We start from the raw sequence: 13,787 nt of genomic DNA on the forward strand, positions 1-13,787 counted from the left end.
TAATGCATTGTTTTGTTGAAATTTCTATTTTTTTGTCGACGATGGCGATTGTTGTTCCGCGTGCTCAATGCCAAGCCCGATCAGTTCAATCATGCGATCATGATGACCACTGCTATAGAGGTAACCAATGAGACATTCAAAAGCCGTAGCATGTCTGTACTCCAATACATCTGCATTTTTGGGTACACTACCCGACTTGGCATTCCGCCCTTGCCGGACGATATCCCGTTCTTCCTCTGTCAGTTCATCCTCAATCGTTGTAAGTATGCGGCTCTGTGCCTTCGCTGATACCAACCCGGTTGCACTACGGTGCAAATGATTGGGACGCATGTTTGCCTTCGACAACAGATATTGACGAACAGCTACCTCATATACCGCATCACCAATATAGGCCAGTGCAATAGGTGGAATCAACCTCGCAGGTCTGGAAGGAGGATAAGGGAACCACCCTCCCTCTGTGACCTGGTCCTGTTGTTTTGGTGTATTTGGATGTCCTTCGCTCATTTGCGCCGCCATCTCATGCCCTGCGCCGTATCTTCAAGCAGAATGCCACGTGCAGACAATTCATCGCGAATTTCATCCGCTCTTGCCCAGTTTTTGGACTTGCGCGCTTCTACACGCTCTTCAATCAGACGTTCTACTTCCTCATCCAGAAGTTCTGGCTCTGCGTCAGTATAAATGCGCAGTACAGCATTCAATTCACTGAACAACTCGAGGAGTGCGCGAATGTCTGCCGCATTAACCACTTCTTGTTGCAACAGTTGGTTGGCTTCCGCTGCCCACTCAAACATCGCAGTAATTGCATCAGGAGTATTGAAATCATCCTGCATCTTCTCGTGATACTGCTGACGAATTTGGTCGAGTCTTGCCGCAAACTCTGCTGTGATGTCCTGATCAACAGTTACTGCATTCAGACGATGGTTCAGGTTACCTACCGCATTTGCAATCCGGTCCACACTGTTCTGTGCCTGCTCCATCGTATCATCCGTGAAGTTCAATGGATTGCGATAGTGGGTAGACAACATGAAATAACGAATCGCTTCGCGTTTATATTGATTCCGCAAGTCTTTAACCAGAACTCCATTACCGAGTGATTTCGACATCTTCTCGTTATCAATCCGGATGAATCCATTATGCATCCAGTAGTTCGCAAGTGGTTTACCTGTTAATACCTCGGATTGGGCGCATTCGCACTCATGGTGCGGGAACTGCAAATCCTGTCCACCCCCGTGAATGTCCAGTGTATCCCCAAGGTACTCCCTAGCCATGGCGGAGCACTCAATATGCCACCCTGGTCGACCATCGCCCCAAGGACTGGACCAATAGATTTCACCTGGTTTTGCAGCCTTCCAGAGCACAAAATCTTCGGGATGCTCTTTGCGCTCGTCCACACCCACACGGATTCCAAATTGCAGCTCCTGCAGGTTTTGTTTCGAAAGTTTGCCATATTCGCTGAATTTGCCTGTGTGATAATAGACGTCACCGCCATTTTCATACGCAAATCCTTTTTCAACCAGCTCACGGATAAAATCAATGATCAGCGGCATGTTTTCCGTTACTCTCGGATTGCTGCTTGCCTTGGGAATACCCAATCCCTCAATGTCTTCATAATAGGCAGCAATAAATTTCTCAGCCACGTGAGGAACGTCTGTTCCAAGTTGTTCTGCTTTGCGAATCAACTTATCGTCCACATCCGTGAAGTTCACCACATAGTTCACATCATGTCCTGTCTGTTCCAGGTATCCACGAACCGTATCGAAAAAGATAACCGGGCGTGCATTCCCGATATGAATGTAGTCATATACCGTTGGTCCGCAGACATACATTTTCACTTTCCCTGGCTCTTGGGGAACAAATTCCTCTTTGGTACGACTCATCGTATTATAAATCTGAAGCGTCATGGTCACTTATCCTTTCATCCTATACTGCCTTTATTTATTGTATCACGTATCACGCACAGTCTCATTTTCACGGGCATTTTGCAGTGTACGTACTTCTTCCTGCAATCGTTCGAGTTCTTTTTGCATACCGCGCAAGGAGTCAACGACTGGATCGGGCAATTGCTGACTGAGGCGATCTACCCGTCGGCCATCCTGTTTAACAATTCTACCCGGTATACCTACCACGGTACTATTGGAAGGGACCTCCTTAAGCACAACGGAGTTCGCACCAATGTTACACTGATCCCCCACGCTAAATGAACCCAGCACCTTGGCTCCGGATGAGATAACCACATTATTACCAATGGTCGGATGTCTCTTTCCTTTTTCTTTCCCTGTTCCGCCCAGGGTAACCCCCTGATAGATCACGACATCATCGCCAATCTCACATGTTTCTCCAATAACGACGCCCATTCCGTGGTCAATAAACAACCGATTTCCGATCGTAGCTCCAGGATGTATCTCGATTCCTGTCATAAAACGGCTAACCTGCGAAATGAATCGGGCAACCGAGAACCATCTTCGCTTGTATAAAAAATGAGCGATCCGGTGTGCCCATATCGCATGCAGCCCTGAGTAGGTGAATACCACCTCAAACCAACCTCGGGCCGCCGGATCGTTTTCAAACACCGCCTGGATATCTGATCTGATCTTCTTGAACATGCTCGTTCCCCTCTTGTTCAGGTTCCCGTCCTCCGGCTTACCGGACGGCGCGTTCCTTGGTAGTGTACTGCACACTCGCCTAAACAAAAAAACGCCCCTGCAGCATTTAGCTGCAGAGGCGTTTATCGCGGTCCCACTCTGCTCGGTCCATTCTTAAATAGAATGAGCCCTCAAGCGGTTTGGTAACGGAAACCAATCGTCACAACCTATCCTAACGTTTTCCCATGTCATGATCGACAAAGGCGGGGCCGGATTCGGCTGTGCAGCTCACGGGCGCATTTCGACTGATGGACAGTGGATGGTTCACAGCCACCGCATCCAAAGAAATCTCTCTTTGCTACGGGACCATCCTCTCTGAATCTGTCCGGGTCAGTCTACTCCTCCCGATCTTTGCTGTTCTATTAGATAAATCATATCAATTATTCGTTGTGTTGTTATTATAGCGAAAAGGCCTCAGACTGACAACAGCCTCCTACGTAATCTATCCATCGTAGGACTGTGTTCAGATTCCAAATAAACGGAATGTCTTCGACTAAGATTATTTTACTTGTGCAAGCAAACGTTCGATCACCGTATCACGACCCAGAAGCACGATCGTTTGGTTCAAATCCCGTCCATGCGTCTGTCCAGTCAAGGCTACACGAATTGGCATAAAGAGCTGTTTGCCCTTAAAGCCGGTTTCTTTCTGTACTTCCTTGATCAATGCAGCCATTTTGCTTGGAGTAAACTCTTCGCTCGCCTGTACTTTATCCGCAAATGCCTTCAGTACAGTTGGCACCTGCTCCTCCGCAAGCACTGCTTCTCCTTCACTTTCAAGCTCCAGATTGGAACGGAAGAATACTTCCGACAATTCGACAATATCGGAGGCAGAATTCATCTGCTCTTGGTACAGGTGTACCAGCGTATAAGCCCATTCTTTTTGTTCAGCAGACAGCTCGGAAGAAATACGTCCAGCCTTTTGCAGATGCGGAATGGCCATTTCGGCAATACGTTCCGGGTCAGCATGTTTGATATAGTGGTTGTTCAAGTGCGCCAGCTTGTGGGTATCAAATACCGCAGGGCTCTTGGACAGACGTTTCGTATCAAAAATGGAGATCAGTTGCTCTTGCGAGAAGATCTCTTCTTCCCCTTCCGGCGACCAGCCGAGTAAGGAAATAAAGTTAAACATCGCTTCAGGCAAATAGCCGAGCTGATCATACTGCTCAATAAACTGGATAACGGACTCATCCCGTTTACTCAGCTTCTTGTGATTTTCATTCACGATCAACGTCATATGACCGAATTGCGGTGGCTCCCAGCCAAGCGCTTCATAGATCATCAGTTGACGCGGCGTGTTCGAGATGTGATCTTCCCCACGCAGGACGTGGGAGATCTTCATCAAGTGATCATCCACAGCAACGGCATAGTTGTATGTGGGAATGCCGTCTTTTTTCACAATGACGAAGTCACCGGATTCCTTGCTGTTGAACGAGATTGTGCCTTTAACCATATCATCAAACGTATATGTGCGCTCTTCCGGCACACGGAAACGAATACTCGCTACGCGGCCTTCCGCTTCAAACGCACTAATTTGCTCTGGAGTCAGGTCACGGTGTTTGCCAGAATAACGCGGCGTTTCTCCACGTGCGGACTGTTCCTCGCGCTCTTGCTCCAATTCTTCTTCCGTGCAGAAGCAACGGTAAGCCAAACCTTTATCCAGCAATTCCTGCGTATATTTACGATAGAGGTCCAGACGTTCCGTTTGACGGTATGGTCCGTATTCTCCGCCCACGTCAATACTTTCATCCCACTCAATTCCGAGCCATTTCAGGTATTTCAGTTGGCTTTCTTCACCACCGGCAATGTTCCGCTTCACGTCCGTATCTTCAATACGAATAATGAATTTACCGTTATTATGTTTGGCATATAAATAGTTAAACAACGCCGTACGGGCATTCCCGATATGCAGGTGTCCCGTTGGGCTCGGCGCGTAACGCACACGAATATCCGTGCTCATATGATCCCCTCCGTCACTAATTGATTGATGATATCACACACGTACAAGGCAAACAACGGATTGAGCGGCAATGCCCTCTCCCCGTCCCGGGAATCCCAGTTGCTCTGTTGTTGTTGCTTTCACGTTCACCAGTGTTACATCCGCTTCTAGTGCCTTGGCAATAACCTCAGCCATCTGTGGGATATAAGGAGCCATCTTTGGCTTCTGGGCAATAATCGTTGAATCAATATTCCCTAGCTTATACCCGCGATCCTTCACAAGCTGCCATACATGCTCCAGCAATTTCAGGCTGTCGGCATCTTTGAATTCCGGATCGGTATCCGGGAAGTGTTTGCCAATATCCCCAAGTGCCAGTGCACCCAAAATGGCATCACTGATCGCGTGCAACAGCACGTCTGCGTCCGAGTGACCCAGCAGACCTTTTTCATAAGGAATCGTTACTCCGCCAATAATACACGGGCGTCCCTCTACCAGCTGATGTACATCAAATCCCTGTCCTACACGTATCATCGCTTCTTCTCTCCCCCCAGCAAAAACGCAGCATATTGCAAATCTTCCGGCGTTGTTAATTTGATATTGGTATAATTGCCTTCCACAACCTTGACCGACATTCCCTGACGTTCAGCCAGCATGGCATCATCTGTTCCCAGAAATCCGTCCTGCTCAGCTGATTCGTAGGCGGAGAGCAGGGAAGAAAGACGAAAAGCCTGCGGGGTTTGAATGCTCCACAGACTGCTGCGGTCTGGCGTCGCCGTAACGACTCCTTCCGCATTCACTTGTTTGATCGTATCCTTCACGGGAACCGCTAGCACAGCTGCTCCACCACCGGAAATAGCGGCCGCCATGCATCCCTTGATCTGCTCATGGTTCACAAAAGGACGTACCCCGTCGTGAACGAGAACCCAATCCGTCCCAAGTGCCTCAAGGCCTTTATGGACAGAATGTTGTCTCTCTTTCCCTCCGGGGATAACACGGACATGTGAATCCAGTTGGTATTCTTTTACCCAATCCTGGCAGCGTTCAACATCTGCGGTTCCTGTGACCAGCACCATCTCGCGGATCTCGTCCAGCGCAGCAAATACCTCAAGCGTATGTATGAAAACGGGCTTGTCCTGCAGCAACAGAAACTGTTTGCTCTCGGTCGTCCCCATCCGGGTTCCGCGACCTGCTGCCACAATGACAACGCCCCACCCTTTATCCATGCCGCAATCCCTGCCTTGTCTGTCAGTTTATCGTCCAAAGATATACAATATCATTCAACGATACACTACCCATCATACCGCTTTATTGGGCTTTTTCCAACAGTTTCGGCTTGGCAAAAATCATTCGTCCCGCTGAAGTCTGCAACACACTGGTCACCAGCACTTCCATCATCATACCGATATACTCGCGTCCGCCCTCCACAACGATCATTGTGCCATCATCCAGATAAGCTACACCTTGACCATGCTCCTTGCCATCCTTGATGATCTGCACCATGATCTCCTCACCTGGCAGAACAACCGGCTTAACCGCATTGGCGAGATCATTAATGTTCAACACAGATACACCCTGGAGTTCGCACACTTTGTTCAGGTTAAAGTCATTGGTGACCACTTTGCCCTGAAGCACTTTAGCCAGTTTAACCAGTTTGCTGTCCACCTCGGAGATTTCCTCGAAATCCCCCTCGTAAATCAGGACTTTTACATCAAGTTCCTTCTGGATTTTGTTCAAAATGTCCAGTCCACGCCGTCCTCTGTTGCGCTTGAGCAGATCCGATGAATCAGCAATATGCTGTAACTCCTCCAGAACAAATTCCGGAATTACGATCGTGCCTTCAATAAATCCGGTTTTGCATATATCAGCGATACGCCCATCGATAATAACACTGGTATCCAGAATTTTATGTTCTTCCATCCGTCTATCCTCGTCCACCTCGGGATGACCCCATCGTCCAGACATCCAGAAGGCCCCCAGATCGTCTTTCTTCGCCATGGCAAGGGTATAACCGGAATAAGCACTAATCACCGTCAGCGCCACTTGCAGCACTTCTCCTGCCGTCCCCATCCATCCCACAACAGGGTAGAGCAACAAGGCCACGAGCAATCCTGCAACTGTACCTGCAGCACCTGCAGCCAATTCGTTCATAGGTACTTTTGCCAATGAATCAATTCCACTATGCAGCCTGTCTGCCATCAATGTTCCACCAATATTACATACAGCCATAAACATTACAGCTCCCAGCAGCGTCGATATACCAGCTCCCAGTAATCCTGCTGACTGAATCCACTCCGCCATCCATGGGACCGATTTTCCTGCCAGATGATATGCCGTGTAGCCGAACCATGCACCGCACAATCCTGTAAAAGTTAAAATGCCTTTTTTCCACATTAGTCCCTGCACCTCCTTCAATGTATCTTGATCTTTATATCCAGTATGATCCAATTCCTGAATTGCTAATCCCATCTGGAAGAACTTTTTGGAAATGTTGCAATCGTCAGTTGAAAGTAGGTAAATTATTGGCATATAATGAATTCAATTCATATCCCGAGGTGAGTGGCAAAATGAGTACGCTAAGTTTACAGGCTTTCCAGGATCAAGTTTCTGAACTGTTGTTGCGTCATCGCAGCCTGATTGATGTACTGTCCAAAACGGGACAAGCCGGAGCGTCTGTTAACCGTGCCGTGTCCAAAGCCATTACCGAATGCGGCTGCATCGAGCTGCACGCCACCAAGCAGAAATATGCCCCGGAGAGCGATATCGCTCAAACCAAGGGCCTGCTGGAAACGCATGTGGAAGGTGAGTTGTGTGAGAACTGCAGAGAGGTCATCAGCTCTGAGCTAGGGCGGAACCTGTTCTACATGTCGGCTCTCTGCAATCTGCTGGACATTAACATGGAAGAGGTCGTAAATCACGAATCACAGAAGTGTTCAACGTTAGGGATGTTTAATCTGTCGTAAGAAGATATGTATGTCGTCCGTAAGGGTTTCTTTTACCGTAAATAGATCTGAATAAACAAAAAGCACGCATTCTCCAGTTCAGGAGAGTACGTGCTTTCTTTGTATAGTGTCTGTTCCCAAGGCGACTTAACGATCGGAAGGACGGGAAGATTTCTCATCCTTGCGCTTTTTCGCCCGACTACGTGAGGCCGCTGTTCGCACATTATGCTTCATTCCATACAGGGCGTATAACACCAACGGAATAAAGATCAATTTGGATAACTGCTCCGGGAAAATAACGGCTACGGCTATGGCAAATAACACAACCCATGGTGCAATCCAGATTGCCTTGCGTGGCAAACCAACCTTTTTGAAATTGGGATATTTAAGCGAACTCACCATCAGATACGATAACAGCAACGTAGCAATCATCATGCTAACCGGGCCAATATCCTTATTGAACAAGGACAGTGTGGCCAGTACCCCGCCGGCTGCCGGTATCGGCAGACCTGTGAAGTACCCGGGAATTCCCGGACGAACATTAAATCGAGCAAGACGAATGGCTCCACAAATCGGAAAAGCCGCTGTTGCGATCCAGGCGAGAATCGGCATTGAATCTTGAAACGACACCATAAATATGATCAGGGCTGGTGCTGCACCAAAGGAAACCATGTCAGACAAGGAATCCAGTTCCTTGCCGAATTCACTTTGGGCATTAAGTGCACGTGCCACTCGGCCATCCAAACCATCCAGCAGCATCGCTACAATGACCATAATGGCAGCCAAACTGTAATTTCCATCAATCGCAAGCAAAATTGCCATCATTCCAAGAAACAGATTACCCAGGGTAAAGAGATTCGGAATGAATCTGGTTAGCATCGTTGTTTCACCTCATCCATTTCAAGCCTTTATATAGGCAAACCCTTACATCTGTCTGTCGATAAACATTTGCTCCTGCAAACGTTTGAGGCCTTCCTTAATGGTCCGGGCACGAACTTCACCAATACCGTCCACTTCGTCCAGTTCTTCAATTGTAGCCATAATAACATGAGGCAATTGTTCGAATTGATCCACCAGATTATGGATAATGACATTGGGCAGGCGGGGGATCTTATTTAATACCCGGAATCCACGAGGGGCAACCGAATCCTCAGAAGTAGCCGCTGATGATGGATAGCCGAGAAGACGGACAATATGATGTGCATCCAGCAACTCATCGTCCGACAATCTTTTCAGTCCCACGATAATTTCACGGATTTTGTCATCACTGTCGTCACGGGCATAGTCTTTATACAATAACCAGGCTTCTTCTTCCGTTGTACCCACAAGTTCTTCCATTTGCATGGAAATGAGTCGTCCCTCATTCCCGAGTTCATGAATGTACCGTTGGATTTCCGTTTTGATCCGCATCACCATTTCGGTACGCTGAATCACATTAACCACTTCAGGAATCGTTACTAATTCCTCAAATTCCGAAGCACTCAGATTCGTAAGGGACTGTGTTAATACCGCTTTGTATTTCTCCAGGGTTTGGATCGCTTGATTCGCTTTGGTCAAAATAACCCCGATTTCCTTGAGGGAATAACGAAGTGTTCCCTGATACAAGGTAATGATATTCCGGCGCTGTGATATGGATACGACCAATTTACCCGTTTGCTTTGCTACACGCTCTGCCGTCCGGTGACGAATCCCCGTCTCTGATGAAGAGATCGAAGAGTCCGGGATTAACTGGGTATTGGCGTAAAGAATACGCTTCAAATCCTCGCTAAGAATAATGGCTCCATCCATCTTGGCGAGTTCATACAGATAGTTCGGGGAGAAATCACAGTTAATCGAGAATCCCCCATCCACCACTTCCATTACTTCAGGGCTGTATCCTACAACAAGCAGTGCGCCCGTCTTGGCGCGCAGCACATTTTCCAGACCTTCGCGGAAAGGTGTACCTGGTGCGATCAGCCTTAACAACTCATTCATATTATCCAGTTGGCTCATATCTTTCATCTTGTTATGCCCCCTAATCTAAAGCAACCGCTAGTGCATCTGCCACGGTATTCACACCGATCAGTTGTATCCCGCGAGGATGTTTCCAGCCCTTTAAGCTTTTTTCTGGTAAAATGACTCGTTTGAAGCCCAGCTTTGCGGCTTCCTTCACTCGTTGTTCGGCCCGTGATACGGCTCGAACTTCACCTGTCAGACCGATCTCGCCAAAGATGACGTCGTCTGGCTTGGTCGGTACATCTCTCAAACTGGATGCAATGCTGACAGCAACCGCCAAGTCTACAGCGGGCTCATCCAACCGTACTCCACCAGCTACATTTAAGTATGCATCCTGGGTCTGTAAAAACATCCCCATCCGTTTCTCCAGCACTGCAATGATCAGATTTAATCGATGCAGATCTACCCCTGTTGCCATACGGCGGGGAGAAGGGAAATGGGTGGTTGAGATCAACGCCTGTAATTCCACGAGCAGAGGACGTGTCCCCTCCATACTGGCAACTACCGTTGAACCTGCTACACCCAGTGGACGTTCCGACAAAAAGAGTTCGGACGGATTGCCCACCTCACGAAGTCCATCCTCGCCCATTTCAAAAATACCAATCTCATTGGTGGAACCAAAACGGTTCTTCACCGCACGCAACAGGCGATACGTATGATGCCGTTCTCCTTCAAAATAAAGCACGCAATCCACCATATGTTCTAACATACGTGGACCGGCAATAGCACCTTCTTTGGTAACATGCCCCACAAGAACCGTTGCAATGCCTCTGCCTTTGGCAATCCGCATGAACCTTGACGTACATTCCCTTACCTGTGCTACACTACCCGGCGCACTGGTAACTTCGGGAAGATATACCGTCTGAATGGAGTCGATGACCAGAAAATGCGGCTGGATCTGATCCACCGCTTCCTCTACACGTTCCATATTCGTTTCACACAGTACATACAACTCGGCAGAGAGTGCCCCGAGACGGTCTGCCCGCAATTTGGTTTGCTTGACTGATTCCTCACCGGAAACATATAACACACGCAAACCCGAATGCGTCAAAGCATGAGACGTCTGCAACATCAACGTTGATTTACCAATACCCGGATCTCCGCCCACCAGAACGAGTGAACCCGGAACGATTCCGCCACCCAATACCCGGTTCAACTCTCCGATTCCAGTCTGTACACGCGGTTCCTGACCGCTATCTATATCTATGATAGGAAGCGGTTTATCTTTACTGTCAAACAGAGGAGAATTTCTCCCTTGTGTTTTGACCACCGTCTCTGTTTCTTCCACCATTGAATTCCATGACTGACAACCCGGACACTTACCGTACCACTTGGGGGCTTCATAGCCGCATTCCGTACATTGAAACTTGGTTTTAACTTTGGCCACTTCAGCACTCCTATAATTTAATTTTATAACAGCATTTTGCATTATTCGACGAATTTCACCCAAACTCCCTGACGTGCAGGGTTACTAAAAGTTTACCATTGTTTGAGATTTTTCGTAAAGGATTATCGCAAACTTTACACATGTTCCTGACATAATCATGTCCGTCTTCTGTCCAAATTGCAAAAAATCCTCCCCGGCCGAAGCCGAGAAGGATTTGATTAAGGATTATGGATCAATACAAGCTGAAGTTTAACTCCAAAGCTTGCTAAATATTATTTAGTTTCGATTTCCTCATTGGACGGAACGACCACGTCTTTTTTCGTAACAGACAGTGCACCGTTCTCTTCGTCGATGAGCAATGAATCCCCTTTGGTTACGTTACCTGTGAGCAACTCTTCGGACAATTTGTCCTCGATATGCTTCTGGATCGCCCGACGAAGCGGACGCGCACCGTAAGCTGGATCAAAGCCTGACTTCGCAAGGAAAGACTTGGCATTATCAGTGAGTTCGAAATCGACCTCATGTTCGAGCAGTCGTTTACGAAGTTCTTCACTCATAAGCGTAACAATTTCAGCGATGTGTTTTTCTTCGAGTGAGTGGAACACGATAATTTCATCAATCCGGTTAAGGAACTCTGGACGGAAGCTTTTCTTCAGCTCATCCATCACTTTCCCCTTCATGTTGTCATAATCTGCTCCTGCATCTACAACTGCAGTGAAGCCCAGTGTAGAGTTACGTTTGATCGCTTCGGCACCCACGTTGGATGTTAGAATGATCAGCGTATTACGGAAGTCAACGACGCGACCTTTTGAATCCGTCAGTCGACCATCCTCAAGCACTTGTAACAAGATATTGAATACTTCTGGATGTGCTTTCTCGATTTCATCGAGCAGGACTACGGAATATGGTTTGCGACGAACTTTCTCTGTCAGCTGGCCACCTTCTTCGTACCCAACATATCCTGGAGGCGCTCCGACAAGTCGGGAAGTCGAGTGCTTCTCACCATACTCGGACATATCAATCCGGATTACTGCATTTTCATCGCCGAACATCGCTTCAGCCAGAGCACGAGCAAGTTCTGTTTTACCTACCCCTGTAGGGCCGAGGAAAATGAATGAACCCATCGGACGTTTTGGATCTTTAAGTCCCGCACGAGCACGACGAACCGCACGGCTGACAGACTTCACTGCCTCATCCTGACCGATGACACGTTCATGTAGAATAGACTCCAGATTCATCAGACGCTGTGTCTCTTCTTCTTTCAGTTGGTTCACAGGAATTCCTGTCCAGCTGGCTACCACTTGTGCGATATCCTCAGGAGTAACCTCGGAATCGGTGCGACCTTGTTTCTCTTTCCACTGGTTCTTCGTTACATCCAGCTCTTCACGGATTTTTTGTTCCGTATCACGCAGAGCTGCTGCTTTTTCGAACTCCTGACTTTGAACTGCAGCGTCTTTTTCCTTACGGATATCTTCCAGACGGCTTTCCAGTTGTTTCAGGTTTGGTGGGATCGTGTAAGAGTTCAATCTTACTTTGGAACCCGCTTCATCAATCAGGTCAATCGCTTTATCTGGCAGGAAACGGTCTGTAATGTAACGGTCAGACAGTTTAACCGCCTGCACAATTGCTTCGTCCGTAATTTTCACGCGGTGATGCGCCTCATAACGGTCACGCAAACCGTGCAAGATTTGAATCGCTTCTTCCGGAGAAGGCTGATCTACAGTAATCGGTTGGAAACGACGCTCAAGCGCTGCATCCTTCTCGATGTATTTACGATACTCATCCAGCGTTGTTGCACCAATGCACTGCAATTCTCCACGGGCCAGAGCCGGTTTCAAAATGTTAGAAGCATCGATGGCACCTTCAGCTCCGCCTGCGCCAATCAAGGTATGCAATTCGTCGATAAACAGGACAATGTTACCTGCTTGGCGAATCTCATCCATGATTTTTTTCAGACGATCTTCGAACTCACCACGATATTTGGTTCCAGCGACTACAGAACCCATATCCAGGGTCATTACACGTTTGTCGCGCAATGTTTCCGGAATCTCATTTGCGATGATTTTTTGTGCAAGGCCTTCAGCAATCGCTGTTTTACCTACACCTGGCTCACCGATCAATACCGGGTTGTTCTTCGTACGACGGCTGAGCACCTGGATGACACGTTCAATTTCTTTACTACGTCCAATGACCGGGTCAAGGTTATTCTCTCTGGCGTATGCCGTGAGGTCACGTGCCAGACTGTCCAGCGTTGGTGTGCTGACATTGGCAGGTGTGCCATTATGGCTGGATACAGCTTCACTGCTGCCAAGCAATTGCAGCACTTGTTGACGTGCTTTGTTCAGGCTAATCCCTAGGTTATTGAGCACACGTGCTGCAACACCCTCGCCTTCACGAATCAATCCGAGCAGGATATGCTCTGTGCCTACATAAGTGTGGCCCAATTTACGAGCTTCATCCATAGACAGTTCAATTACTTTTTTCGCACGTGGCGTATATGCAATGTTGGTAGGTTGCTCTTGGCCACGGCCAATTAGCGTTTCTACTTCATCCTGAATTTTTTCCAATCCGAGTCCCAGGCCGATCAGTGCTTTGGCTGCGATGCCTTCGCCTTCACGAATGAGGCCGAGCAAAATATGCTCAGTACCGATGTTATTATGACCGAGACGGACAGCTTCTTCCTGCGCGAGTGCGAGCACCTTTTGGGCCCGTTCCGTAAATCTTCCAAACATCATATCTCCTGCACCTCCATGGTTTTGGATAAAACGAGGGTCATATAATGAAATAACCGTCGTATTCTTCATATCATTTTTGTTTGCAGCCATGCTGCGAATAAAGTCATTCGGCATTTGTACATGCCTTATTATATAAAAGCCGCAATGCGGCAT

12 protein-coding genes are annotated in these 13,787 nt (G+C 47.9%); 1 reads left to right on the forward strand and 11 read right to left on the reverse strand.

The window, feature by feature from the left end; all coding sequences use genetic code 11:
* Positions 1-24: 24 nt before the first annotated feature.
* The 7 genes from NSQ20_RS28320 to NSQ20_RS28350 all read right to left on the reverse strand — a co-directional run bounded on the left by NSQ20_RS28320 (position 25) and on the right by NSQ20_RS28350 (position 6,969).
* On the reverse strand, positions 25-504 hold the full coding sequence (locus NSQ20_RS28320) for a Mini-ribonuclease 3 (RefSeq protein ID WP_339195741.1): 480 nt from the start codon (positions 502-504) through the stop codon (positions 25-27).
* On the reverse strand, positions 501-1,901 hold the full coding sequence (gene cysS / locus NSQ20_RS28325) for a cysteine--tRNA ligase (RefSeq protein ID WP_340031256.1): 1,401 nt from the start codon (positions 1,899-1,901) through the stop codon (positions 501-503). Before cysS ends, NSQ20_RS28320 begins: the two co-directional genes overlap by 4 nt.
* Positions 1,902-1,943: 42 nt before the next feature.
* Positions 1,944-2,603 (reverse strand): serine O-acetyltransferase, encoded by a 660-nt coding sequence (gene cysE, locus NSQ20_RS28330; protein ID WP_036607155.1) that lies wholly within the window; start codon positions 2,601-2,603, stop codon positions 1,944-1,946.
* A gap of 538 nt (positions 2,604-3,141) precedes the next feature.
* Positions 3,142-4,599 (reverse strand): glutamate--tRNA ligase, encoded by a 1,458-nt coding sequence (gene gltX / locus NSQ20_RS28335; protein ID WP_036607153.1) that lies wholly within the window; start codon positions 4,597-4,599, stop codon positions 3,142-3,144.
* Between the two features lie 33 nt (positions 4,600-4,632).
* Entirely contained in the window at positions 4,633-5,109 is a 477-nt protein-coding gene (gene ispF, locus NSQ20_RS28340) for a 2-C-methyl-D-erythritol 2,4-cyclodiphosphate synthase (protein ID WP_340031257.1), read from the reverse strand.
* On the reverse strand, positions 5,106-5,801 hold the full coding sequence (ispD, locus tag NSQ20_RS28345) for a 2-C-methyl-D-erythritol 4-phosphate cytidylyltransferase (RefSeq protein WP_340031258.1): 696 nt from the start codon (positions 5,799-5,801) through the stop codon (positions 5,106-5,108). Before ispD ends, ispF begins: the two co-directional genes overlap by 4 nt.
* Before the next feature lie 82 nt (positions 5,802-5,883).
* Positions 5,884-6,969, reverse strand: coding sequence for a PIN/TRAM domain-containing protein (locus tag NSQ20_RS28350; RefSeq protein ID WP_047841132.1), 1,086 nt, complete (start codon positions 6,967-6,969; stop codon positions 5,884-5,886).
* A 173-nt stretch (positions 6,970-7,142) separates the two neighbouring features.
* Here NSQ20_RS28350 and NSQ20_RS28355 point away from each other — a divergent pair, with 173 nt between their 5' ends.
* Entirely contained in the window at positions 7,143-7,538 is a 396-nt protein-coding gene (locus tag NSQ20_RS28355; RefSeq protein ID WP_017692049.1) for a hypothetical protein, read from the forward strand.
* A gap of 126 nt (positions 7,539-7,664) precedes the next feature.
* Here NSQ20_RS28355 and pssA read toward each other — a convergent pair whose 3' ends face one another.
* From pssA to NSQ20_RS28375, 4 genes are all read right to left on the reverse strand, one after another.
* Entirely contained in the window at positions 7,665-8,396 is a 732-nt protein-coding gene (gene pssA / locus NSQ20_RS28360; RefSeq protein ID WP_017692048.1) for a CDP-diacylglycerol--serine O-phosphatidyltransferase, read from the reverse strand.
* A 45-nt stretch (positions 8,397-8,441) separates the two neighbouring features.
* Positions 8,442-9,518: a DNA integrity scanning diadenylate cyclase DisA gene (gene disA, locus NSQ20_RS28365; protein ID WP_036607144.1), complete on the reverse strand. Its 1,077-nt coding sequence runs from the start codon at positions 9,516-9,518 to the stop codon at positions 8,442-8,444.
* A 13-nt stretch (positions 9,519-9,531) separates the two neighbouring features.
* The gene (radA, locus tag NSQ20_RS28370; protein ID WP_036671578.1) at positions 9,532-10,899 is read right to left on the reverse strand and encodes a DNA repair protein RadA; all 1,368 of its coding nucleotides are present in this window, start codon (positions 10,897-10,899) and stop codon (positions 9,532-9,534) included.
* A gap of 272 nt (positions 10,900-11,171) precedes the next feature.
* The gene (locus tag NSQ20_RS28375) at positions 11,172-13,634 is read right to left on the reverse strand and encodes an ATP-dependent Clp protease ATP-binding subunit (protein ID WP_036607223.1); all 2,463 of its coding nucleotides are present in this window, start codon (positions 13,632-13,634) and stop codon (positions 11,172-11,174) included.
* Positions 13,635-13,787 lie beyond the last annotated feature (153 nt).

Source organism: Paenibacillus sp. FSL K6-1122 (genome assembly GCF_037977015.1).
GTDB lineage: Bacteria > Bacillota > Bacilli > Paenibacillales > Paenibacillaceae > Paenibacillus > Paenibacillus amylolyticus.